Below are 22,016 nucleotides of genomic sequence, written 5' to 3' on the forward strand. Positions count from 1 at the left end.
CGACGATTCGTCACGCCCGACGTACGGGTTCTCCCGCAACTTCAGGCCTTCCCGAGGACCTTCCGGACGAGCGACAGGTCCTTCTTGCCAAGCTCGCCCGTCACCACGAGCACCGAAAGATACAGCGCGCCGGTCACGAGGCCTTGGGCGAGCACGGCCGGTTTGCCGAGCCAAGGCAGCCGCATCCCCACGGCCACCGTCACCGCCGCGGCCACGAGCACCCGCACGAGCGAGAGCGGCGCGACGAACGCGCCCGCCTCGCGCCGCAGCGCGAGCGCCGCCACGACGGCCACGAGGCCGAGCGCGACCGACGTCGAGATCGCCGTGGCGAGGAGCATCGGCGGGCCAAACGGCAGGCGCGGCGTCACCCCCACGCACCCGAGCGCCACGAGGCAGACCGCGAGCGCATTGAACGCCGCGCTCATCCGCTCGCGCCCGAGGCCCGTCAGCGCCGCCGAGCTGATCCCGAGGATCGCGAACGACCCCATCCCGAGCGCGAGCACACGGAGCACCGGCCCGCCGTGCTCCCAGATCGCACTCGATTTGTAGGCAAATCGCAGCACGTGTGGCGCGAGCGCCGCGATCGTCCCCGAGACCGCGCCCGTCACCACGAGCGCGATGCGCACGCCAGCGCGCGTGTACTCGGCGACGAGCGGCTCGCTCTTTTCGGCCCGGGCCTTCGCGAGCATCGGGAAGAGCACGAAGCTCACCGACATGAGGAGCTGGTAGGGCAGGAACGAAAAGAGCTGCACGCCGCGGTAGATCCCGAGCAGATCGTCGGACGCGGTCGCCGCGAGCCCGAGCCGGCTCGCCTCGCGCCCGACGAAGCGGCTGAGCAGGAGGAAGTCGGTCTGGAGCAGGAGGTTCAGCGCGATCTGGCCGAGCGCGAGCGGGCCGAGGAAGCCGAGGTAGTCGCGCGCGCTCGGCCCCGCGGCGCCGAGGCGGCCCACCCCCGAGCGGGTGATCGCGATCGGCACGATGAGCGCGGCGGCGGAGACGAACCCGATCGTCGCGCCGAGCGTCCCGCTCCCGCCGAGCCGGAGGAGCGCGAAGGCCCCGACGCCCATGCCGATCGTGCGCAGCAGCCCGTAGCCCACGTCGAGCCCGGCCTGATCGAGGAAACGCCTGCGTCCGTTCAGCGACCCCACGAGCGGCGCGTAGATGCCGTAGAGCAGCACGACGGCCGCGACGAGGCGCAGCGGCGTCGCGACGTGCGGGGCGCCGACCGCCGCCGCGATCGTCCCCGCGGCGAGCGCGAAGCCGAGCGAGAGCACGACCGCGAGCACCACGTGGACACGCAGCGTGCGCGCAAAAACGGCCCCCTCCTCGCCCGCGGAGGCCGTCGAGACCGCGCGGGACACGCCCTGGAGCGCGGTCGAGACGACGACGTTGTTCAAGACGCCAACGATCGCGAGGACGCGGGAGATCTGCCCGTAGCCGGCCTGGCCGAGCAGCCGTTCGAGGAGGAGCTGCTGAACGAAGCCGAAGAGGATGAACGAGACCTTCGCGAAGGCGATGGCGAGCCCGCCGCGCCCGGCGGTGCGCGCGGCGCTGGGCGTCGGGAGCGCGGGGGCCGCTCCGCTCGCGGCAGGCGCGGGGGCGTTCGTCGCGGGGGCGGGCGCGGCTTCTTGCACGGCGGCTTCTTCGCAGAACGCGCGCGGGAGGGCAACCGCTCGTTGCCGGGCCGGGAGGTGATCTTCGCGTGGGCTCGAAAAAAGTTCTTGACGGACGAAGCTCCGCGGGTATCCTCGCGGTCCGTTTCGACGCCATTCCAGCTTAGCTCAGTCGGTAGAGCAGGCGGCTGTTAACCGCCGGGTCGCTGGTTCGAGTCCAGCAGCTGGAGCCATTTCTTCCTCCTCGCGAACATTGCGAGAGGCGTCAGTAAACAGCGGCCCCTGAGAGCGAGCTCCGGGGCCGTTGCCTTTTCTCCCCTGATTCCCCGAGGGTTTGCGCCTCGGCGAGCGTCGCGTGCGCCAGGATGGCGATCGCACGGAGAGCGCCGCGTGCGTGAAGACGAGCGCGGCGAGCGCGTGCGGGACGGCTTTCGCGCTCTCATCTCGGTCCCGTGGGGAGAGAGAAGCCGAGACGCGGTTAACAGCCGACGCTCCGTTTCCGGGACAGTGCCCCGGCGATCAACTGTCCCGCGCAGGGTGGGACTGTTGACCAACGCGGCGCTGTCCCATGCGAGCGCGGAACGGGCGCCCCCACGTTGGCGCGTGGCGCGCCGAGCGCAGTGGTCCGGGGCGTGGGCGCGTTCGGGGGCTGCGGCGCGCACGTGGGAGCCTTGTGCGCGACGGGCACCGCAACCGAACTCTGTCCAAACGGGATCGCCATCGCGGGCGGCAGGCGCCGAAAGAGCCACCAGCGGGCCGCGCCGAATCCGGAGTCTTCGTTCGCCTGCGGCGCACTTCGCCTCCGAAGCAGGGCTTTGGGCGGGCGCTCACCGGTCCCGGGGGACCGGTTCGTCCTTCACCAGAACGCCGTGCAGCCTATCATGCCGCCACCGGTACAGCGTCCCGGCGCAGACGCCCACGTCAGACGGTCCGGACGGTGCCGCCGTCGATGATGAACTCGGCGCCGTGGATCGCGGCGGCGCGATCCGAAGCCAAGTAGGCAATGAGATCGGCAACCTCTTCGGGCTCGGCTGCACGCCCGATCGGGATACCGCCCAGAGCATCAAGGACTCCTTGCCGCGCCTCCTCGACCGTGCCGCCATTGGCGGCCTGCAGACGCTTCAGCATGTCGACGGACGACTCGGTCATGATCCAGCCGGGGGAGACGGCGTTGACCCGCACGCCCTTCGGCCCCAGCTCTTTGGAGATCGACTTGCTGTAGGTCCTGAGCGCGGCCTTTGCGGCGGCGTAGGCAGTGGTCGATTCGGGGAGCGGCAGGATGGATTGGATAGAGGTGATATGCACAATCGCGCCGGCACCCCGTTCCATCATCTGCGGAGCCAAGAGGCGATCAAGGCGGACCGTGGCCATGAGGTTCAGGCTCAGTTCGGCGAGCCAGTGATCGTCCGTCAGCGCGAGAAAGCCGCCGCCCGGCGAGGCCGAGCCACCGATCACGTGGGCGAGGATGTCGACGCCGCCCATACGCTCGAGCGCCGCCTTGGCCAGGGTCTCGCCGCCTTCGGCCGTCGTCAGATCCGCGCGGACGAACTCGACGCCGTCGATGGGCTCCAGGGTTCCGCGGGCTGCGGTGATAACCCGGGCGCCCCCGGCCAGGAAGCGGTCGACGGTGGCGCGGCCCAGACCCTTGCTGCCGCCGCTGACGAGCACACGTTTTCCAGCGAACTCCGAGGGATTAGCTTTGATGTTCATATCGTGATCCCCAGTGCTTTGATAGCGTCGTTTTCGAGCGTGAAGCGATAGGTGAAGCGGATCGGGCTGCCCTTGAAGTCGCCATGGGCAAGACCTTCGACCACGACCTGACCGTCCTCGTGGCGAACGGCATCCGGCGTGAAGATCGCCTTGACGGCGATCACCTCGTCTTCAAACAAGGTTCGCAGCTCGGCGTGGCCCTCGTGACGTTTTCCGTTGTCCAAAAGGACCGCATCGGTGGCAAAAGGCTTCAGCATGCCGTCCACATCGAGTTGTGCGTTTGCCTCGACATAGGCGGCTATGGGTTTGGGGAGTGCGGGCGTCATGAGTGTTCTCCTCTGCGTTGTTCGCTTCGGAGACACTAGTCTCGCCCAACTAAAAAGAGAACGCGCGGAATCGTGCATGCTATATGTAGCCAGGCTAAACAATGCGTGACGACCTATCCGGGCTTCGGGCCCTCCTCTGCGTGGCCGAAAAGCGGAGCTTCCGGGCGGCGGCCGCCGAGCTGGGGGTGACGCCATCTGCCGTTAGTCAGATCGTTCGCGCCCTCGAAGAGCGCGTCGGTGTGCGCCTGCTTCAACGGACCACACGCAACGTCGGTTTGACCGAGGCCGGTGAGCACTTCATCGGGCAGCTCAGGCCTGCATTCGACGGCATCGACGCCGCGTTCGAGTCGCTCATGGCCATGAACGGACGCCCATCGGGTCTGTTGCGCCTGACGATGCTCCGAACCGGCTACAACGACGTCATCAAGCCGAAGCTCGCGGCCTTTCTCGCCGCGTACCCCGACATCCGAATCGACATCTGTCTCCAGGAGGCGCTGTCGAACATCGTAGTCGAAGGCTTCGACGCGGGGATTCGCCTCGGCCACAGCCTCGATCGCGAGATGATCGCTGTTCGCGTCAGCCCGGACCAGCGCCTCGTGGTCGTCGGCTCAGGGGACTACTTCGCGCGCCGAGGCAAGCCCACGCATCCGCGCGAGCTTCACGGGCACGAGTGCATTGGTCTGCGCATGTCGACGGGCGCAGTCGCCCGGTGGAAGTTCGTCGAGGGCGACAAGGAGTTCGACCTGGTCGTCGACGGCCGCGTCGTGACCAACGAGGGGTCGGTATTGGTAGACGCCGCCGTCGAGGGCGTCGGACTCGCCTACGTCTTCGAAGACATGGTGAGCGGGCTCGTGTCCGAGAAGCGACTCGTGCGGGTGCTCGATGGGTATTGCCCGCACATCCCGGGCTATTTTCTCTACTACCCGAGCCGGCTGAACCTCGCCCCCAAGCTCAAGGTGCTGATCGACTTTCTAAAGATAGGTAGAAGGCGCGGCAAAAAGTACGCGTGACGGGGACCGTCGCGGCAAGGCGCGACCCGCATCGGCGCCACGCCCGATCCGGGACTCGCGAGACGGTATCCCCTGCATGAACCCCGTCGTGGCGGGACGCCTCCGCGGCGCGCATGCTCGCGGGCGTGGAGGTCCACTCAGCCCGTCGTAGCCTGCTGTTCCGCGGACGTCGCGGCGGGGACGGTGACGTGGCCGATCGACTCGACGAGCGGCGTGACGTCGCGGAGCCGCCGCGCCCGGCGCTTGGGCACCACGATGTCGACGAGCGGGATCTCGCGGACGTTCTCGTGGCTCTGACTCCTCATGCGCGTCGTGAACCTCGAGCCGTTCTTCTTGTCCTTCATCTGCATGTCTCTGTGCTTCCGCATCATCGTTGCTGTCCTGAGCACCGCTTCGTCGCGCGCTCCACCCCACGCGTGGTGGCCGGCTCGACGCTGCTCGTGAGGAACGCGGCGAACCCTGGCAGGCACGCCTTGGCGCGCGCGATCTGCTTGGCGACCGGCAGACTCGTGAGACGCCGTAGACCACGCTCGGTCACCTGCCGCGCAGGCGTTCCCGGCGGCAGCGCCCGAACGAACGCGATCACCTCCGGCGCCAAGCTCAGGAGGTTGAGCAGCTGCGTGACCCGCGCCCGGGTCAGTTCGAAGCGTTCCGCGAGCTCGGTCCGAGAACGAACGTCCCCGGTGTCAAGAAGATTCTGGAACTCCGCCGCCAGGGCCACATGACCGACCACCGGGGGAGGAGACAAGCTACTGAAGCTGCCTGCCCTCGAGTTCGCTGGCTTCCCAACCTCGGCCGTGAACACGGTCCGAAAGTTCGCGCCAGAGACTGCGCTGGGGAGCCAATCAAGCAGGTTCGCGGAAGCGCGAACCACGTTCCTACCGGCCTCGGAGAGCCATCTCCGGGGCCGTTGTGTTTCTCCCCCCCGTTTTCGCGTCGCGAGCGCCGAGGGCGTGAAGGCGCCGCTGACGACGTTCAAGCCAGCGTGGCCAGGCGGCTCGCCATGTACCGCGCGGGCGACGTCCCGAGAGCTTTGCGAAACATGGTCACGAAGCTGCTCGCGCTCTCGTAGCCGAGGTCCAGCGCCACGCTTTGCACGGTCGCGCCGCGGGAGAGCTTCTGGAGGGCGAGGATGATGTGGAGCTGCTGGCGCCAGCGGCCGAAGCTCAAGCCTGTCTCCTCGACCAAGAGACGGTTCAAGGTGCGCTCGCCGACGCCGATTCGCTTCGCCCACGTCTTCGTCGTCGCGCCGTTCGCCGGATCGGCGGTCATCGCATCCACCAAACGACGGAGCCGCGGATCGGTCGGCATCGGCAGGCGGTGCTTCTCGATCGAAACCGTCGCGAGCTCGTCGAGGAGCACGCTCACCAGGCGCGCGTCCGGTCCTTCGAGGTCGTAGAGCGCGGGGCGCGTCGCCAGGCGAAGCAAGAGCTCGCGGAAGAGCGGCGTCACCGACACCGCGCAGCAATCCTGCGGGAGATTCGGCGCCGCGCCGGGCTCGAGGAAGACGCTGTAACCCTCGAGCGGCGCGCGCGCGCGGATCCGATGCGTCACGGACCCGGGGATCCACAGCGCCGATTGCGGCGGCACGATCCAGAGGGCGCTCGACGCTTCGCAGATGAGCTCCCCGCGCACCAGGTACATGAGCTGCGATTCGCGGTGCGCGTGAGGCTCGCTCTCGAGCCCGCCGCTCGCCATGCTGAGCCCCATCGCGTTCGCCGGCCGCGCGATCGCGGTCTTCACACGCCCAGGGGCCTCGAGCGCGAAACGGCTCGCGAGCGACGCGAGCGAAGACGCCGCGGGCTCGTTCGTCACCTGGACGTCTCCGTGAACCGTCCAGCCCGCCGGAGGCGCGCCCCGTGCCGCTGTCGCATTCTGCCGCTTCGCTGCCATGGCCGTTTTGCAAAACAATTTGTCATGATTTCGCAATGCGGTCAACGGCGCCAGATGCTTGGATGCTCCCCCATGGCTGCGCCTTCCACCGCGCCTTCGGGCATCAGGCAATGCCTGGGAGGAGGGCGAGCGAATGCTCCGAGAATGTGTGTCCTTGACCCGAGGCCCATCATGAAAACCGAACCCTTGACCGTCCTGCCCGACGCGCGGGTGCGCGCCGTGCTGCGGCGTCTCCACGACGAGGCCGACCGGCAGGTGCCGAGTGTCCTCCTCCACTTCCTGCCGAAGCTGCCGCGGATGCTCCTCGGCCGCCGCGTCGACGCCCCGGGCACGGAGCGCGACTTCGCCGACAAATACATCGCAATCGAGCGCGACCAGGGAGCCTTCTGCTACCTGACGGCGCGGGCGCTCCACGCCAGGACGATCGTCGAGTTCGGCACGTCCTTCGGCGTCTCGACATTGTGGCTGGCGGCGGCGGTACGCGACAACGGCGGCGGCCGCGTCATCGGCACCGAGCTCGTGCCGGAGAAGGCGCGGCGCGCGCAGGCGAACCTGGAGGAGGCAGGGCTCGCGTCCTTCGCCGAGATTCGCGTGGGGGACGCAATGGACACGCTGCAGGCGGACCTCGGCGAGGTGGACTTCATGCTGAACGATGGGTTTCCCCTGCGCGCCCTCGACGTGCTGAAGCTCGTCGCCCCGGCCCTGCGTCCGGGCGCCGTGGTGGTGACCGACAACGTCGGCGTCTTCAAGGCCGACTACCGCGACTACGTCGCCTACGTGCGCGATCCGCGCCACGGCTTCGCGTCGATGACGATCCCCTTCCGCGCGGGCACCGAGTACTCGGTTCGGCAACCGGCGCGCCCAGGGTGATCGGGAACGAGCGGCAGCCCCGACGCGCGTTGCGGCGTTTATCGAACGCCCCGGCGACGTATCGCTTGCGTTGGTGCGTGAGGAGCGGCATCCTCTGTCTCGATGACGATGCGCTTCGCGGTCTTCTTGCTCGGCTGAGCGTGGCCCCCAGGCCCGCATGACTCGCCGTGTGCGCTTGCCCCCCCCATCGGAGCAAGTGCGCGCCACGTCTTGGCCCATTTGCAGGAGAATCGTCATGCCCGATCGTCAGGCTGCGCTTTCGGAAGCGCAAATTGATCAATTCGTCCACGAAGGCTACGTCCGTATCGACGACGCCTTCCCCCGCGACATCGCCGATGCGTGTCGCGCCGTCTTGTGGCTCGCAGCGGGCTGTGCGCCCGACGCGCCGTCCACCTGGACCCGACCCGTTGTTCGTCTCGGCGAGCTCGCCGCGCCGCCCTTTCGAGCGGCTGCGAACACCTCGAAGCTCCTCAGCGCCTTCGATTCGCTCGTCGGCGTCGATCGCTGGTTGCCCCGCGTAAGCCTTGGAACGTTCCCCCTTCGCTTCCCGTCGCCCGAGGATCCGGGGGATTGCGGATGGCATATCGATCCCAGCTTCGGCTGGGAGAATGAGCCGAACTTTCTCGAATGGCGCGCCAACGTCTCATCGAGAGGGCGAGCGCTCTTGATGCTCTTTCTTTTCTCCGATGTCGGCGACGACGACGCGCCCACGCGCCTTCGCGTCGGCTCGCACGTCGAAATCGCGCGCCGCCTCGCGCCGCACGGAGAGCGTGGCCTCACGCTGGGCGAGCTGGCGAGCACGGAGTTCCGCGAATCCGCGCACCTGCCCGAGGCGCTCGCCACGGGCCGCGCGGGGACCGTTTACCTCTGCCACCCCTTCCTGGTGCACGCGGCGCAGCCGCATCGTGGCCGCGTTCCACGTTTCCTCGCCCAGCCCGCCTTGCTGCCGCGTGGGCCTTTCGACCCCCGCCGTACGGACGGCCAGGCCTCCGCGGTGGAGCGGGCCATCCGCCTCGCCCTCGACTGAATTCGCCCGCGGGTAGCTCTACTCTCCGGCGACGGCTCGCTCGGCCCCCCTCTTTGCGAGAATTTCGAGCACTTTGGTGGGGCCGAGGCGGAGCCGATCATACCCCTCGGGGTAGGTCGGGTAGTTCCGGTAGATGTCGCTGTCCTCGAATTTACGCTCCTCGTAGAGCGAGACGTGGCGCGCGGCGCGGCGATAGACGGCGAAGAACACGCGAAGGGAGCGCGCGAGGCCAGGGTCGGGCTCGCGGAGCCCCAGCGCGTCGCGGAACCCGGTATCCGCCGTGAGGAAAACGACCGCGGGTTCGAGGATCGGCACGAGTGCCGGCGGCAAGAGGCCCTGCACGGCGATGAGCAGACCCCGCGCGACAGCCTCGTTCTCGCTCGTGTAGCGTTGCGCGCGGCGCTCGTAGTCCTGCCGCCATGCGAAAAACGCCGCGCGGCTCTGCGGGATGTCGCGGATGTGCATGAGCTCGCCGAGCCGCCGGTAGAGGAAGTAAAACGCGTCCTTCTCCTTCTCCGTCATGGGCCGATGGCCCCATTTGTCGATGAAGAGGATGGGATCGAAGACGAAGGTGCTCAGCGTGTAGAGGAAATCGTCGTTCGAGATCCGGTAGAGCCCGTGGATGCGGTTCAGGTGCTCGACCATCTCGCGGCTCGCGCGTGATTCGAGGCCGGGCCGGTGGATCTCGCTGAGAATGGCCTTCGTGTCGTCGAGCCGCTTCGGCCCCTCGCGCTCGTACTGCCCGGTCGCATGGAGCAGCTTGCTGATGGTCGGGATCGTGAAGGTCCTGAGCTGCGCGATCTCCATCGCGAGGAGGATCTCGAACGGGAAGACATGGTTCGAGAGCGCGAAGATGATGGCCTCGTAATCGCGCTCGGGATCGAGCCGGGCGATCTCGTCGTCCCAGCGGCGTGTGCGCAGAAAGATGGGCAGCTTCATCGGATGACCTTTCTGGGTTCGAGCATGGCGACGACGGACGCGACGACGACCTCGCGCCGGTGCTCGACGGAGCCGGGCAGCCCGAGATCGACTTCTTGCACCGCGTAACTCGTCACGAGGCTGGCGAGGACGCAGGCCGCGTCGCTCGAATCCGTGGGCAAAACGAGCAGACCCTCGGCCGACCGCTGGCCGAGGTAGCGCTCCACGGCGCCCGTCAAATACCCGCGGACGTTCTCGTCCCAGATATGCCGGAGCTCGGGGGATTCGAGCGCGCTCGCATTCATGATGCGCGCCCCCGCCCGATACCTCGTCGCCAGGTCGAAGAGCCCGCCGACGACCCCGGCGAGCTCCGTGCGCGCTTCGGCGGTCGTGCTGGGAGCGGGCCCGCGGAGCGCGTGCTCGAGGGCTGCCACGCGGCGGCTCGTTTCGAAGAAGGCGCGCAGGAAGGACTCGATCTGGCCGGGCTCGGGGTTCGGCACCGGGAGTTTTTGAGGGGGCTCGTAAGGATCCGGCGAGGCGGCGGCGCGCCGCAACACCTGCTCGAACAACGCGTCCTTGCCGCGGAAGTAACGGTAGAGCGCCGGTTCGCTGACCCCGACGGCCGCGGCGACCTCCGAGAGCCGCGTACGCCGATAACCGCGCGTCGCGAACAGCGCCTCGGCTTCGTCGAGGATGCGGGTGAACGTCGCTTCGGACTCGGCAGAGAGCGGCACGGCCCTGATCCTTAGTTAGTCATTCACTAACTGCAAGAAAAATGCGGCGGACGCGCCCGAACAAAATGAAGTTGCAAGTCATCATCAAGAAGCGCAGGATGAGGGTGTGGAGTTGAAGACCATCGAAGCGCTGGAGCAGGTCGTTGGCAGCAGACCCCTTCCGGTCTTGATGAAGGCCATCGACATGCTCGACGTGCATTGCGTGCGTCTCCTCGCGCGCTCGCCGTTCGCCGTGCTGGGCTTCGCGGACGCCGACGGCCGCGCGCGCGCGTGGCCGGTGGGAGGCCCCCCAGGCTTTGCGCGCTCCATCGAAGGAACGCACCTGCGCTTTACGTTGCCCGAGCCCGCGGCCATCGATGTTCGCACCGGGTGCTCGCTCCTCTTCTTCATTCCGGGGCTGGGCGAGACGCTGCGCGTGAATGGCCGGCCCTCCCTCGACGGCGCGGAGCTGACGGTCACCGTCGAGGAGGCCTTCATGCACTGCGCGAAGTCGATTCTGCGGTCCTCGTTGTGGGAAAAGCCGGTGGAAACCTCGCTCCCGCGGCTCGCCGCTCCCTCGGGGCCGCTGGCCGACGCCGAGGTGCTGGCGTTCCTCTCCCACACACCCTTCGTGACGCTGACCTCGTGGGATGCGCAGGGCGCCGGCGACGCAAGCCCCAAAGGAGATCCGCCGGGGTTCCTCAAAGTCGACGCACGAGGCCGGCTCGCCGTGGCGGACCGACCGGGCAACCGGCGCACCGACACGTTCCACAATCTGCTCGAACAGCCACGCGTCGCGCTGCTCGCGCTCCGGCCCGGCGACGATCGTGTGGTGGAGCTCTCGGGCCGCGCCTCGCTCACCACCGACCCGACCTTGCTCTCGTCGATGGTGGTCGAGAACAAACCGCCGAAGCTTTCGATGCTGCTCGACGTCGAATTCGCGCGCCTCGTCCCCAGCGCGGCCGTGCGCGACGCACAGCTCTGGAACACGTCACGCCACGTACCCCGCAGCGAGCTGCCGAAGATGGCCGAGGTCTGCATCGACCACCTGAAGCTAAACAAGCAGAAGGGCCTCGCGGCCTCCGCCGTGCGCGCGCTCGCCTCGAAGACCGTGATCGGCTGGGCGCTCGAGCAGGACTACGAAAAGAACCGCTACTGACGAAGGGCCCCTGCGCCTCGGGCGGGACGGGCGCGTGCGCTTGGCTTGACAGACACGTGCATATGCACTTAGATGAGGGGCCATGGCGTCCTCGACGGGTGGCCGGCCCACGGAAGCACCACTCGCCTCCAGCGAGACCCTCTGCAACTGCCTCGCCGTGCGCCAGGCGGCTCGCCAGATCACGCAGCTCTACGACGAGGAGCTCGCGGGGACGGGGCTTCGCGCCACCCAGTACGCCGTCCTCTCCCGCCTCTCGCGTATCGCCCCGGCGACGGTGCAGGACCTCGCCGAGGCGCTCGTGATGGATCGGACCACGCTCGCCCATAACCTGAAGCCCCTCGAACGAGAGGGCCTCGTCGTGATGGGCGTCGCCGCGCATGACCGTCGGGTCCGGGAGCTCCGGCTCACGCCGGCGGGAACGGCGAAGCTCCAGGAGGCGCGCGTCGCGTGGGCGCGCGCGCAAGCCCGATTCGAACACGCTTTCGGCGCGGAAGACGCCGCCGAGCTTCGTCGGCAGCTCGCACGGGCCGTCGAAGCCGTTCGCACCTGAAGGTGTCCCCAAGGAGGACCTCGATGAATCGCCGTCTCAAAAAAGTGCATATGCACCTATCGACATGGGTGATGGTCACGCTGGGCCTCGTCGGCGCCGGGTGCGTGGCCTCTCCGCCCCCCGAAACGCCGGCCCGGCCGTCGTCGAGCCCGCAGCCGACGACAGCCGCTCCTTTCACCTCGGCGGGCGTGATCGCGGCGAGCGACGGCACGGCCGTCTTCCACGACGTGCATTTCGCCGACGGCCGCGTGCTCGACGAGGTCCGCATCCATTACGCGACGGCCGGCACGCCGCGCCGCGACGACCGCGGGCGTATCGTCAACGCCGTCTTGATGCTCCACTGGACGGGCTCGAGCGGCGACGTCCTGCAGGGGCGTGCCTTCGCGGACGCGCTCTATGCGCCGGGCAAACCGCTCGATCTCGCGCGTCATTACCTCGTCTTCATCGACGCGCTCGGGCACGGACGATCGAGCAAGCCGAGCGACGGGATGCGCGCGCGGTTCCCCTCGTACGGATACGAGGACATCGTCAGCTTGCAGCACCGCACCGTCACCGAGGCGCTCGGCCTCGACCATCTCCACGCCATCGTGGGGCTGTCCATGGGCGGGATGAACGCGTGGCAATGGGCCGTGCGCTACCCCGATTTCATGGACGCGATCGTCCCGATCGTCGCCCTCCCGGCGCCCATCTCGGGGCGCAACCTGATCTGGCGACGCTTCGTGGCCCTGCACATTCGAAAGGACCCCACGTGGGCCGACGGCAACTACACGAGCCCGCCGCGCGGGTGGACCGAGGCATTCCCCGTCTTCCGCATGATGCTCGACGGCGTCCCCCACCTCCACGAGACCGTGCCCGACCGCGACGCCGCCGACACGTTCGTCCGCGATGCGTCCGCGCAGGCCGCTCGTATGGACGCAAACGACATCCTTTACGCGCTCGAAGCCTCGCGCGACTACGACCCGAGCCCGGCGCTGGAGCGCATTCGCACCCGCGTCTTCGCGCTCAACTTCGCCGACGACGAGTTCAATCCCGTCTCGCTCGGCATCCTCGAATCGAGCATGCGGCGTGTTCCTCGCGGGAAATACGTCATCCAGCCCGGCACGACCGCATCGTTCGGCCACTTCACGCAAGCGCACCCCGAGGTATGGGCCCCAAGGCTGGGCGCGTTCCTCGCCGAGCTCGAAGGAGCCACCCCGTGACGACCTCCTCCTCGAAACCTCGACCCATCGAGACGTTGCTCGTCGTCGGGATCGCGAGCGTCCTTTCGTCGCTCGATCTCTTCGTCGTCAACATCGCCTTCTCGTCGATCAAGGAGAGCTTCCCCGACACGACGAACCAGGCGCTCTCCTGGGTCCTCTCCGCATACTCGATCCTCTTCGCCGCGATGATGATCCCCTCGGGTCGACTCGCCGATCGGTATGGGCGCAAGCGTGTTTTTCGCCTCGGCCTCGTCGTGTTCGGCATCGCGAGCGCGGCGTGCGCGCTCGCCCCGAGCGTCGCGATGCTGGTTTTCGCGCGCGCCATCAAGGGCGTCGGCGCGGCGATGATGGTTCCCACGAGCCTCGGCCTCGTCCTCGCGGCCTATCCGCGCGACAAACACACGCAAATGGTCGGCGTGTGGGCGGCCACCGGCGCGGTCGCGGCCGCGCTCGGCCCGGTCGTCGGCGGTGCGCTCGTCCATCTCGATTGGCGCCTGATTTTCCTCATCAACGTGCCGTTCGTCGCCGTGGCGACCTGGCGGAGCAAAGGGCTCGTCGACACCGATTATGGGGGAGGGAAGACGCCGGATCTTTGGGGCTCTTCCTTGCTCGCGCTCGGCATCGGCGCGATCGTCGCGGCCATTTCCTATGCCCCGGAGTGGGGCCTCGCCAGCCCGCGGTTCGTCGTGACGACCTCCGTCGGCGTCGTCCTCCTCGCGTGGTTCGTATGGCGCTGCCGGACATCCGCGTCCCCCGCGCTCGATTTGCGACTCTTTCGCATCCCGACATTCGCGGTCGCCACGATCGGCATGGGCTGCTTTTACATCGGCTTTGCGATGATGCTCCTCGGAGGCACGTTGTTCCTCACTTCGGTCTGGCGCTGGGACACGCTCGTTGCCGGCGCGGGATTCGCGTGGGGACCCGCGACGGCGGCCGTCACCGCGCTCGTGGCGGGCCGGCGAAACGTGTCGCCGAGGTATGCGACGATCCTGGGGGGCTGCCTCTTCGTCCTCGCGTCGTTTTGGTGGTACGCAATGCTTGACGAGGCGCCTGCATGGCCGACGCACTTCCTGCCCGCGTCGCTCCTCTTTGGTGCGGCCGCGGGGATCGCGCAGACGGGCTTCCTCGCGGGAGGAACGGCATCCCTCCCGGCGTCCGAATACGCGACGGGCACCGCCATTCTCAACACGGCGCGCCAGCTCGGCGGGGCTGTCGGCGTCGCGCTCTTCGTGGCGCTCACCGGGACGGCGACCCTGGCCTCTCAGTATGCTCCCGCGTGGCTCTCGATCGCGGGCTTTGGCCTCGTCACCTGCCTGTCGTCCTTCGCGCTCCGAGCGCCCCGCACGGCCTGATCAAGCCGAAATCCGCCCTGCGAGCGCGCGAGCGGGGGCGCGTCGCGTTCGAAGACCGTGGAGGGGATGCCGCCTTCGCCTTGACGGCCGAAGGCGGCACTGATTTCGTTGGAGTAGAAAGCGATGGCCGGCTTCCGCGCGGAGGAGAAGGCGCTCTTCGTGCGCCTTTTGCAGCGCGTGGTCGGCAACCTGGAGACGTGACTCGATACAGCGCGTTCGCGCCTCGTCAGAGGCTCTTCCCGTCGAACTCCTTCACCTTGAACGCGCTGAGGTCCACGTCGTCGATCGTGCGCACGTTGATCGCGTACATCTCGGTGCCGTCGGGCATCGCGCCGCGCGCGAACGAGCGCACCCCGCAGGACGGGCAGAACTGGTGGTGGATGTGTTTCTTGCCGAACTGATAATCCGTGACGACGTCCCCGCCCGAGAGGACCGTGACCGCCGCGGCCGGCACGAAGGCCAGGAACGAGCCCGTCTTCATGCAAATGGAGCAATTGCACGACACCACATCCTGGATGCCGGCCTTCACCTCGTAACGAACCTTCCCGCAGTGACACCCGCCCGTGTACGTCTTCGTCTCGGTCATGTGTTCGACCTCCCTCGTGCGTCGTCCTGACGCGCGCCGCAGTTTGTCCGAGCGCGCGCCCCGGGTCCACGGGGAAGTGCATCGTCCGACCGGACACGCAAGAAAGCGGCGTCGTGCTAGGCTCGGCCCATGCTCGACAGGCTCCGCGTCGAGAGAGAACCACCGCGATGATGGCAGCGACAAGTGAACCCGTGGCGCCCGACGCGTGGGCGCCGCTACGCCGCGAGGTATTTCGATCCTTGTGGTTCGGCGCACTCGCCTCGAATGTCGGGCTCTGGGTCCAGAATGCGGCGGGGAGCTGGGACATGACGTCGTTTGGGACGGCGCCCGTGTACGTGGCGCTGCTCCAGACGGCTTCGAGTTTGCCCGTCTTCCTGATCGGTTTGCCTGCGGCGGCGTTCGGCGACATCTTCGATCGCCGGAGGCTCCTCGCGTCGTTCGCCGCGTGGATGGTGCTCGTTTCGACCCTGCTCGCGGCGCTCTCGTTTGCCGGGCTCCTCGGTCCGACGAGCCTCCTCGCGCTCACGTTTGCCCTCGGCCTCGGCTCCGCGCTCTCGGCGCCGCTCTGGCAGGCCATTCTCCCGTCGCTCGTCGACAAGGCCGAGCTCGCTTCGGCCGTCACCTTGAGCGGCGTCGCCGTCAACGTCGCGCGTGCGCTCGGCCCCGCCATCGGCGGTATCGGCCTCGCCCTCGCGGGCAGCGGGCCCGTGTATACGTTCAACGCGCTCGCGTTCTTCGTCGTCGTCCTTCAGGTGCTCCGCTGGAAACCGCCCGCCACGAAGGCGACCTTGCCGCCCGAGCGTATCGTGGGCGCGATCGTGGCAGGCCTTCGTTTTGCGCGCCGGGCACCTGCGCTCCGTGCCGTCCTCTTTCGTGCAGCGGCCTTCATCGTGGCCGGCAGCGCATTGTGGGCGCTGCTCCCCGTCGTCGCGCGACGCGAGCTCCACATGACCCCCCTGCGGTTTGGCATCCTGCTCGGTTGTATTGGCACGGGCGCGCTCGCCGGCGCCGCCGTCATGCCACGCGCGCGTCAAAAACTCGGATCCGATGGCCTCGTCGCCATTGCAACGGTCGTCTATGCCGGCTCGATGAGCCTCCTCGCACACGTCCGGATCGAGGCCTTGCTTTATGCAGCCATGCTCGCCACGGGCGTCGCGTGGATCAGCATCATGTCGAGCTTCAACGTCGCCGCGAGCTCGGCGGCGCCGGGCTGGGTGCAATCGCGCGCGCTCGGCCTTTACCTCCTGGTGTTTCAGGGCGGACTCGGGCTCGGCAGCTTCGGGTGGGGCACGCTCGCCGGGCGTATCGGCAGCGCCGCGACGCTCTCGGTGGCCGCCGCCTGCGTCCTCCTCGGCCTGCTCTCGGCGCTCCGCTGGAAACTCGGCGCCGCGCGGAAGGACGATGTCGCGAGCTTCGACGCATGGCCCGAGCCCGTGATCGAAGCCCCGATCGACATCGACGCCGGCCCCGTGCTCGTCGAGCGCCGGTATGTCGTCCGGCCGGAACACCGCGTCGAATTCCTCTCGCTCGCCGCGGATCTCGAATCCCTCCGGCGCCGCGACGGGGCCATCGATTGGGCGCTTTATGAAGACCTCGGCAGCAAGGACCGGCTCGTCGAGACGTTTCTCGTCGCCTCGTGGGCCGAGCATCTCCGCCAGCACCGCCGCGCCGTCGCGGCCGACAAGGCGCTCCTCGATCGTATGCGCGCCCTCTCCGAGGACGCCGGCGTCGTGCACCTCGTCGACGCGCGTTCGGCGGCCGCGGCCCGCGCGCGTGGCCTCGAAATCGCGGATCGCGCGCACCGGGAAGAACCGTGACAAACCCCCCTTGAACCCCGCGCCGGGCCCGTGATACAAGCCGCCGCCATGAAGCTCGGGTACGTCATTCTCTACGTGCAAGATGTCGAGGCGGCCGTCGTGTTCTACGAGCGGGCCTTCGGGCTCACGCGGCGGTTCGTCCACGAATCGAACCAATATGCGGAGATGGAGACGGGCTCCACCGCGCTCGCCTTCGTGAGCGAATCCCTCGCCGGCTCCCACGGTTTTTCGTTTCGCGCGAGCCGGCCGACCGAGCTTGCGGCCGCGGTCGAGATCGCGCTCACCACGCCCGACGTCCCCGCGGCCTTCGAGGTCGCCGTCGCCGCGGGCGCCGCGGCGGTGAGCGCGCCCAAGACCAAGCCTTGGGGACAAACCGTTGCTTATGTGCGGGATCTCGACGGGTTCCTCGTCGAGCTTTGCACCCCGATGGGCTGACCGGCGGCGCGGCTCAGGCGCCTTCGGGGGCCAGGCGGAACAGATAGGCGTCGTACCCGGCGAGGAACTTGCGCAGTTTGTCCGGGTAATTCGCAGGCACCGCGCCCTTCACGCTCGGCCGCTCCGCGAGCGCGGCCTTCCAGGCCCGCACGCGGGGCGCCTTCTCGAACACGCGCGTGTCCCGGATCGCGTCGATCACCTCGAAGTATCGGAACGCCGAGGCGATGACGGCGTCGACCATGCTGAACGTGCGCCCGCGGAAATACGGCCCGTCCGAGAGCGCGCCTTCGAGGATCTCCACCTTCGACACGATCGCCTTGCGCTTGGCCTCGAACACCTCGGCATCCTTCGTCGTTTCGAGGGCCCAGATGTCTCCGAGCAGGCCCGATGCGAGGTCGAACCAGGCGCGGTCACGGGCTCGCTCGATCGGGTCCTCCGGGTGCAATTTCGGTCCCGGCTGCGTCTCCTCCAGGTACTCGCAGATCGCGAGGCTCTCGAAGAGCACGGCGTCCTTGCCGCTCTCGTCCCGCACGCGGAGCAAGGGCACCTTGCCGAGCGGTGAGATCGCGAGGAACCAGTCGGGTTTGTTCGAGAGATCGATGTCGATCCGCTCGAAGGCGACCCCTTTTTCAGCGAGCACGATGGCGGCGCGCTGGACGTAAGGGCAAAGCTCGTGGCTGATGAGGGTGAGTTGCGACATGGCGTGCTCCTTCGTTTGGTGCCGTGCGCGTTAGCCGTGCGCGAGAGCTTTGGCCAGCCGCGGCGCGGGCGCAAGCTTCTCGACGAGCCACGAATCGAGCGCGTACTTGCCGCCGCCGAAGACCATCACGGGCACGCTCAACGCGAGCGCGAGCAGGTGATACTCGAAGCCCTCTCCTTGCTGCGCGCCGAACCAGTTCATGAAGAACCCGTGCTGGGCGTGCGAGGTCACGATCGCGCCGAGCATGATCGAGGTGATCCCGAACGCGGCCACGCGCGAGAACGCGCCGAACGCGAGCAGCACCGCGCCGGCCGATTCGCCCAGGATGACGAGGAGGGCGAGCGGCGCGGGCAGGTGCATGGTGTTCGTGAAAAACCCCATCGTACCCGAGAAGCCATATCCGCCGAACCAGCCGAAGAGCTTCTGCGCGCCGTGCGGGAACACGACGAGCGCGAGGACGAGGCGCTGCACGAAGAGGGCGAGGTTCTGCTCTTGGGTCTCGAGAAGTCGCTTCATGACGATCTCCTTTGCCCCTCTTGTGTAACGCGCGGTCGCCCCCTCGATTAGGCGAGGCCGGGCGCAAGCACTGTTCTCCTCCGGGCAACAATCCTGCGCCGCGTCGGGCGCCCTCCTGCTATCGTGCCGGGATGTCGTTCGACCTCGAGTCCCTCGCCTCCATGGCCCTCTTCGCGCGCGTCGTGCAGGCGCGCTCCTTCACGGCCGCCGCCGCGCAGTCCGGCATCGCGAAGTCTGCCGTGAGTCGGCGGATCGCGGGGCTCGAACAACGCCTCGGCGTCGAGCTCCTGCGCCGATCCACGCGCAAGCTCGCGCTTACGGACGAGGGCCTGCGCTTCTACGAGCATTGCAAGAGGATCCTCGAAGCCGCGAGCGCCGCCGAGGACGCCGTCTCCGCCGCGAGCGAGGTGATCCGCGGCCGCATCCGTATCAGCGCACCCGTGACGTTCGCGCGGATGTACCTCGTCCAGGCGCTCGCCGCGTTCCTCCGCGAGAACCCCGAGGTCGAGATCGACCTCGTGCTGGACGATCGATTCGTCGACGTCATCGAGGGCGGCTTCGACCTGATCCTCCGCATTGGCCGGCTCAAGGACGCGAGCTTCGTGGCTCGGCGCATCGCCACGGACCGGATCGTCGTCGTCGCCGCGCCTTCGTACCTCGAACGTCTAGGCACACCCGAGACACCCGAGGACCTCGTGAACCACAACTGCCTGCGTTATGCGCTCGTCCCGGCGAGCGGCGAATGGCGGTTCCGCGACGAGGCCATTCCCGTGCACGGGAACCTCACCGTGAACGACGGCGCCACCCTCGTGCAGGCGGCGATCGCCGGCCTCGGCCTCGTGGTCATTCCGATGTTCATGGTCGCGTCCGACGTCGCCGCGGGCCGGCTCGTCCTCGTGCTCGAGGCCCATCGCCGGGGGGAGATCGGCATTCACGCGGTCACGGCCCAGGGCAAAGGATTGCCCCGACGTACCCGCGCGTTGCTGGATTTTTTGAGCAAATGGTTCGACGACCGGTGCTGGGAGGCCCTCCGCGAGAGGGCCTCCCCCACGGTTTGACGGGGCTCAGCCGCCGGGGCTGAACATGATGGGATACACGACCGTCACGATGCCGCCTTCCGGCTGCGGGAAGGACAGACCATAGAAGGCGCGGACCACGCACGACACCACGCCGCCGTCCGGCATGTCCGAACCGCCATTGCCCACGTTCGACACGGCGCCGTCACGGCCAATGACGAACCGAACGCCCACGCGGCCCTGGAGGTTCGGGTTGTTCCGCAGGCCATTTTCGTAGCAAAGACGGAATCGGCCGAAGTTCTGGCGCACGATGCGCTGAATGACCTCGGGCGGGAGCCGGCCGCTCACGCTCGTGGCGCCCATGCGCACCTGCGGGGGCTTCGTGCGGTGCGAGCCAGAGAGCTTGCCGTGACCCGAGCCGAAGCCCTGGCCCGTGCCCGTGCCCGCGCCGTGCCCGATCGTGCCGATCGAGCCGAGGCCAATGCCCTCGCCGCGGCCACCGCCGCCCTCGCCGATACCGGACAACCCGAGGCCGCCCGCGCCGAACGAGTCGCCGATGTTGTCGCCCCACATGTTGCCGCGCGCCGACATCGCGTCATTGCCGAGCGAATCGTCGCGGCCCCACGGAGCCGTCGGCGCATTCGGATCGCCGCCGGCGCCCGCATTGAGCAGGCCGATCATGCCGAACTCGGCCGCGTCACGCAGCGCTGCCTGCCGCGCGATGTGCGGATCGGCGTTGTCCGCCGGGCCCTGCACGCCATACCGATTGCCCGACGCCTTCGTGGTCGGGTTCCCCATGGAACCCTCCTCGCCCTTCGCCTTCGTGCCCGTGCCGCCTTCCTTGTTGTCGGCGCTGTTCTCCGCCGTCATCTCGGTCGGCTTCTCTTCCTGCTCCTTCTCCGCCGCGGCATTGAGGAACTGCTGGATCATGAACTTTTGATCGTCCGAGACCCCGTCATCGTCGGTCGCGCCCATCGGCGGCATGAAAAACGCCATCGCGGCGAGCAGGCCCACGTGCACGGCCGTCGACAGGCCGTGATAGAGATAATTCTGCGTGTCGAATTGCACGTGGCCCGCGACGACGCGGCCCGCGTTGACCGTAGACACCTGGAAAATCAGCCCGTCCACCTCGATCCGCGCCTTCGAGCCGGGCGGAAGCGTCATCTGGAACGCGCCCGAGAGCTCCGCGCACGGCTGCGTCTTTCCGCTGTCGATCGCCTGCTGCACCGTCATCTTCGGCTGACCGGCGATTTCGATCGTGCCCTTCGCCCGCGGCAGGAGCACCACCGAGACTGCCCCGCCGCGATCCGCGAGCACCACGGGCGCGCGCGTCGTGCCGAGTTTTTCCTGCGGGACGAAGTAATCACACTTGAAGTTCTTCGTCTCCTCCTCGCCCACGTAATACGAGCGCGGCGGCGTCAGGTGCGCGACATTCAGGACCGTTTGATCCCAAAGCACCATCACCTCGACCGACGCGGACGGCGTCTCGACCTCGTCCGACGGGACGTCCGGGCCGCTCTTGACGAGCTGGTACGTGTACGAACCCTCGGGCGCGTCGTGCGGGACCTCGTCGTGTGCGGGCGGCTTCGGCTGCGCGAACGGGTTCTGCATGCCAAACGGATCGCCGCCGCCGAACGGGCTCGCCGCCGCCGCCGCGCCAAACGGGTTCGCCCCGCCAAACGCCGCGGGAGCCGCGGGGGCGCCGAACGGGTTCGCCGAGGGCGACGCGAACGGGTTTGCCCCGGGCTTCGCCGCGCCGGCGGCGACGGCCACGGGCTCGGCCTTTTCCAGCAGGATCTTCGTGCCGCCGATCTGGAGCTGATCGCCCGCCTTGACCTTCACCTTGTTGACGCGCGCGCCATTGACGAGCGTCCCCGGCTCATTGCCGAGATCGATCAGGGTGATGTCCTCGGGCGACGCGACCTCGATGACCGCGTGCATACGCGAGGCGAGTTCATCGTCCACCCGCAGGTGGCTCTTCGGATCCTTTCCGACCTTGACGATGTCTTGCGTCACCGTCTCGCGACGGACGAGCGCGTCATTCTGATACAGCGCGAACGTGAGCGCGACCTTTTGCTTGCCTTCCATGGTGAGCCAGCCTTTCCTGCCGTGCCGTCCCGCCGAGGCGGGCAAATGCCCCCGCGAGAGGCTCGGGGGGTTTTCTTTTCGTGCTCGGAGCCTATTTTCTTCGTGAGGGAGCCGATGAACGGGGCCGAGCCCCACATTCGACCGGCGCTTCCTCCCTGCTCGCCTCGAACGACAGCCGTTCGGACCCAAGGTTCCCGAACGTGCACGATCGATCCGCAGGGGCGTCCCAGGGGCGGCCCCGCGCGGACGGATCCCGCTCCCGCCCACGGCTGAGCATGGGTCTCATCTCGGGGCCGCCTCGCTGGGGCGTTGCCCCAGGCCCCACCCGGGGCTATCCGCCCCGGGACCCGGACCAGCGAGGCGCTGGACCCAGGGTCGATGAACTGCGCATCGCGCAGTTCATCGAACGGGCCGAGTCAAGACCACGAGCGACCCCGCCAGCCAAGACGGCAGCGCTGACGGTTCAGCCGGCAACGTGGTCTCAACGGCCTGTGGGAAGAACTGCGCATCGCGCAGTT

22 protein-coding genes and 1 tRNA gene are annotated in these 22,016 nt (G+C 68.1%); 11 read left to right on the forward strand and 12 right to left on the reverse strand.

The genetic code is table 11. The features are described from left to right. Positions 1-41: 41 nt before the first annotated feature. Positions 42-1,634 (reverse strand): lipopolysaccharide biosynthesis protein, encoded by a 1,593-nt coding sequence (locus E8A74_RS32455; protein ID WP_232379849.1) that lies wholly within the window; start codon positions 1,632-1,634, stop codon positions 42-44. A gap of 136 nt (positions 1,635-1,770) precedes the next feature. Between E8A74_RS32455 and E8A74_RS32460 the strand changes: the two genes are divergently transcribed. After that, positions 1,771-1,846 (forward strand) — tRNA-Asn (locus E8A74_RS32460). A gap of 688 nt (positions 1,847-2,534) precedes the next feature. Here the strand turns inward: E8A74_RS32460 and E8A74_RS32465 are convergent. Together E8A74_RS32465 and E8A74_RS32470 are read right to left on the reverse strand one after the other, a co-directional pair. Continuing rightward, positions 2,535-3,323: an SDR family oxidoreductase gene (locus E8A74_RS32465; protein WP_136932998.1), complete on the reverse strand. Its 789-nt coding sequence runs from the start codon at positions 3,321-3,323 to the stop codon at positions 2,535-2,537. Continuing rightward, entirely contained in the window at positions 3,320-3,649 is a 330-nt protein-coding gene (locus tag E8A74_RS32470; protein ID WP_136932999.1) for a nuclear transport factor 2 family protein, read from the reverse strand. Before E8A74_RS32470 ends, E8A74_RS32465 begins: the two co-directional genes overlap by 4 nt. 101 nt (positions 3,650-3,750) lie before the next feature. Between E8A74_RS32470 and E8A74_RS32475 the strand changes: the two genes are divergently transcribed. Then, complete coding sequence (locus E8A74_RS32475) at positions 3,751-4,659, forward strand: LysR family transcriptional regulator (protein ID WP_136933000.1); 909 nt, start codon at positions 3,751-3,753, stop codon at positions 4,657-4,659. Positions 4,660-4,796: 137 nt separating this feature from the next. Here the strand turns inward: E8A74_RS32475 and E8A74_RS32480 are convergent, their stop codons facing one another. From E8A74_RS32480 to E8A74_RS32490, 3 genes are all read right to left on the reverse strand, one after another. Continuing rightward, a complete protein-coding gene (locus E8A74_RS32480; RefSeq protein WP_136933001.1) occupies positions 4,797-5,030 on the reverse strand; it encodes a hypothetical protein in 234 nt (77 codons plus the stop codon). After that, a complete protein-coding gene (locus E8A74_RS32485; RefSeq protein ID WP_136933002.1) occupies positions 5,027-5,392 on the reverse strand; it encodes a hypothetical protein in 366 nt (121 codons plus the stop codon). The genes E8A74_RS32480 and E8A74_RS32485 overlap by 4 nt, the downstream gene beginning before the upstream one ends. A gap of 242 nt (positions 5,393-5,634) precedes the next feature. Further along, positions 5,635-6,474, reverse strand: coding sequence for an AraC family transcriptional regulator (locus tag E8A74_RS32490; protein WP_136933020.1), 840 nt, complete (start codon positions 6,472-6,474; stop codon positions 5,635-5,637). Positions 6,475-6,723: 249 nt separating this feature from the next. On the opposite strand from E8A74_RS32490, the gene E8A74_RS32495 reads away from it, so the two are divergent. After that, positions 6,724-7,422 carry an O-methyltransferase gene (locus E8A74_RS32495; RefSeq protein ID WP_136933003.1) on the forward strand — a complete coding sequence of 233 codons (699 nt, stop codon included), beginning with the start codon at positions 6,724-6,726 and terminating at the stop codon, positions 7,420-7,422. A gap of 235 nt (positions 7,423-7,657) precedes the next feature. Continuing rightward, a complete protein-coding gene (locus E8A74_RS32500) occupies positions 7,658-8,449 on the forward strand; it encodes a phytanoyl-CoA dioxygenase family protein (protein WP_136933004.1) in 792 nt (263 codons plus the stop codon). 18 nt (positions 8,450-8,467) lie between these two features. On the opposite strand, the gene E8A74_RS32505 is transcribed toward E8A74_RS32500, so the two are convergent. Next, positions 8,468-9,388 (reverse strand): oxygenase MpaB family protein, encoded by a 921-nt coding sequence (locus E8A74_RS32505; RefSeq protein ID WP_136933005.1) that lies wholly within the window; start codon positions 9,386-9,388, stop codon positions 8,468-8,470. Then, entirely contained in the window at positions 9,385-10,101 is a 717-nt protein-coding gene (locus tag E8A74_RS32510) for a TetR/AcrR family transcriptional regulator (RefSeq protein WP_136933006.1), read from the reverse strand. The genes E8A74_RS32505 and E8A74_RS32510 overlap by 4 nt, the downstream gene beginning before the upstream one ends. Before the next feature lie 106 nt (positions 10,102-10,207). Between E8A74_RS32510 and E8A74_RS32515 the strand changes: the two genes are divergently transcribed. From E8A74_RS32515 to E8A74_RS32530, 4 genes are all read left to right on the forward strand, one after another. Then, positions 10,208-11,239 carry a pyridoxamine 5'-phosphate oxidase family protein gene (locus tag E8A74_RS32515; RefSeq protein WP_232379851.1) on the forward strand — a complete coding sequence of 344 codons (1,032 nt, stop codon included), beginning with the start codon at positions 10,208-10,210 and terminating at the stop codon, positions 11,237-11,239. A gap of 82 nt (positions 11,240-11,321) precedes the next feature. Further along, the gene (locus E8A74_RS32520; RefSeq protein WP_136933007.1) at positions 11,322-11,789 is read left to right on the forward strand and encodes a MarR family winged helix-turn-helix transcriptional regulator; all 468 of its coding nucleotides are present in this window, start codon (positions 11,322-11,324) and stop codon (positions 11,787-11,789) included. Positions 11,790-11,812: 23 nt separating this feature from the next. Further along, positions 11,813-12,988: an alpha/beta fold hydrolase gene (locus E8A74_RS32525; protein WP_232379852.1), complete on the forward strand. Its 1,176-nt coding sequence runs from the start codon at positions 11,813-11,815 to the stop codon at positions 12,986-12,988. Beyond that, positions 12,985-14,340 carry an MFS transporter gene (locus tag E8A74_RS32530; protein WP_211365491.1) on the forward strand — a complete coding sequence of 452 codons (1,356 nt, stop codon included), beginning with the start codon at positions 12,985-12,987 and terminating at the stop codon, positions 14,338-14,340. The genes E8A74_RS32525 and E8A74_RS32530 overlap by 4 nt, the downstream gene beginning before the upstream one ends. Positions 14,341-14,566: 226 nt before the next feature. Here E8A74_RS32530 and E8A74_RS32535 read toward each other — a convergent pair whose 3' ends face one another. Continuing rightward, positions 14,567-14,926: a GFA family protein gene (locus E8A74_RS32535; RefSeq protein ID WP_136933008.1), complete on the reverse strand. Its 360-nt coding sequence runs from the start codon at positions 14,924-14,926 to the stop codon at positions 14,567-14,569. Positions 14,927-15,093: 167 nt separating this feature from the next. On the opposite strand from E8A74_RS32535, the gene E8A74_RS32540 reads away from it, so the two are divergent. Together E8A74_RS32540 and E8A74_RS32545 are read left to right on the forward strand one after the other, a co-directional pair. After that, the gene (locus E8A74_RS32540) at positions 15,094-16,743 is read left to right on the forward strand and encodes an MFS transporter (protein ID WP_136933009.1); all 1,650 of its coding nucleotides are present in this window, start codon (positions 15,094-15,096) and stop codon (positions 16,741-16,743) included. A 48-nt stretch (positions 16,744-16,791) separates the two neighbouring features. Next, the gene (locus tag E8A74_RS32545) at positions 16,792-17,178 is read left to right on the forward strand and encodes a VOC family protein (protein ID WP_136933010.1); all 387 of its coding nucleotides are present in this window, start codon (positions 16,792-16,794) and stop codon (positions 17,176-17,178) included. A 13-nt stretch (positions 17,179-17,191) separates the two neighbouring features. Here E8A74_RS32545 and E8A74_RS32550 read toward each other — a convergent pair whose 3' ends face one another. Further along, positions 17,192-17,878: a glutathione S-transferase family protein gene (locus E8A74_RS32550; protein ID WP_136933011.1), complete on the reverse strand. Its 687-nt coding sequence runs from the start codon at positions 17,876-17,878 to the stop codon at positions 17,192-17,194. A gap of 30 nt (positions 17,879-17,908) precedes the next feature. Further along, positions 17,909-18,394: a DoxX family protein gene (locus tag E8A74_RS32555; RefSeq protein WP_136933012.1), complete on the reverse strand. Its 486-nt coding sequence runs from the start codon at positions 18,392-18,394 to the stop codon at positions 17,909-17,911. A 131-nt stretch (positions 18,395-18,525) separates the two neighbouring features. Between E8A74_RS32555 and E8A74_RS32560 the strand changes: the two genes are divergently transcribed. Next, positions 18,526-19,452 (forward strand): LysR family transcriptional regulator, encoded by a 927-nt coding sequence (locus E8A74_RS32560; RefSeq protein ID WP_136933013.1) that lies wholly within the window; start codon positions 18,526-18,528, stop codon positions 19,450-19,452. A gap of 6 nt (positions 19,453-19,458) precedes the next feature. On the opposite strand, the gene E8A74_RS32565 is transcribed toward E8A74_RS32560, so the two are convergent. Continuing rightward, positions 19,459-21,498 carry an AgmX/PglI C-terminal domain-containing protein gene (locus E8A74_RS32565; protein WP_136933014.1) on the reverse strand — a complete coding sequence of 680 codons (2,040 nt, stop codon included), beginning with the start codon at positions 21,496-21,498 and terminating at the stop codon, positions 19,459-19,461. Between the last annotated feature and the right edge of the window lie 518 nt (positions 21,499-22,016).

The sequence above is a fragment of the Polyangium fumosum genome, from assembly GCF_005144585.1.
In the GTDB taxonomy this organism is placed as follows: Bacteria; Myxococcota_A; Polyangia; order Polyangiales; family Polyangiaceae; genus Polyangium; species Polyangium fumosum.

What these genes read in the sequence shown, in the direction of transcription:
- E8A74_RS32465 (WP_136932998.1), bottom strand. Translation starts at nt 3,323, where the DNA reads ATGAACATCAAAGCTAATCCCTCGGAGTTCGCTGGAAAACGTGTGCTC.
- E8A74_RS32470 (WP_136932999.1), bottom strand. Translation starts at nt 3,649, where the DNA reads ATGACGCCCGCACTCCCCAAACCCATAGCCGCCTATGTCGAGGCAAAC.
- E8A74_RS32475 (WP_136933000.1), top strand. Translation starts at nt 3,751, where the DNA reads ATGCGTGACGACCTATCCGGGCTTCGGGCCCTCCTCTGCGTGGCCGAA.
- E8A74_RS32480 (WP_136933001.1), bottom strand. Translation starts at nt 5,030, where the DNA reads ATGATGCGGAAGCACAGAGACATGCAGATGAAGGACAAGAAGAACGGC.
- E8A74_RS32495 (WP_136933003.1), top strand. Translation starts at nt 6,724, where the DNA reads ATGAAAACCGAACCCTTGACCGTCCTGCCCGACGCGCGGGTGCGCGCC.
- E8A74_RS32500 (WP_136933004.1), top strand. Translation starts at nt 7,658, where the DNA reads ATGCCCGATCGTCAGGCTGCGCTTTCGGAAGCGCAAATTGATCAATTC.
- E8A74_RS32505 (WP_136933005.1), bottom strand. Translation starts at nt 9,388, where the DNA reads ATGAAGCTGCCCATCTTTCTGCGCACACGCCGCTGGGACGACGAGATC.
- E8A74_RS32520 (WP_136933007.1), top strand. Translation starts at nt 11,322, where the DNA reads ATGGCGTCCTCGACGGGTGGCCGGCCCACGGAAGCACCACTCGCCTCC.
- E8A74_RS32525 (WP_232379852.1), top strand. Translation starts at nt 11,813, where the DNA reads ATGAATCGCCGTCTCAAAAAAGTGCATATGCACCTATCGACATGGGTG.
- E8A74_RS32535 (WP_136933008.1), bottom strand. Translation starts at nt 14,926, where the DNA reads ATGACCGAGACGAAGACGTACACGGGCGGGTGTCACTGCGGGAAGGTT.
- E8A74_RS32540 (WP_136933009.1), top strand. Translation starts at nt 15,094, where the DNA reads ATGATGGCAGCGACAAGTGAACCCGTGGCGCCCGACGCGTGGGCGCCG.
- E8A74_RS32545 (WP_136933010.1), top strand. Translation starts at nt 16,792, where the DNA reads ATGAAGCTCGGGTACGTCATTCTCTACGTGCAAGATGTCGAGGCGGCC.
- E8A74_RS32550 (WP_136933011.1), bottom strand. Translation starts at nt 17,878, where the DNA reads ATGTCGCAACTCACCCTCATCAGCCACGAGCTTTGCCCTTACGTCCAG.
- E8A74_RS32555 (WP_136933012.1), bottom strand. Translation starts at nt 18,394, where the DNA reads ATGAAGCGACTTCTCGAGACCCAAGAGCAGAACCTCGCCCTCTTCGTG.
- E8A74_RS32560 (WP_136933013.1), top strand. Translation starts at nt 18,526, where the DNA reads ATGTCGTTCGACCTCGAGTCCCTCGCCTCCATGGCCCTCTTCGCGCGC.
- E8A74_RS32565 (WP_136933014.1), bottom strand. Translation starts at nt 21,498, where the DNA reads ATGGAAGGCAAGCAAAAGGTCGCGCTCACGTTCGCGCTGTATCAGAAT.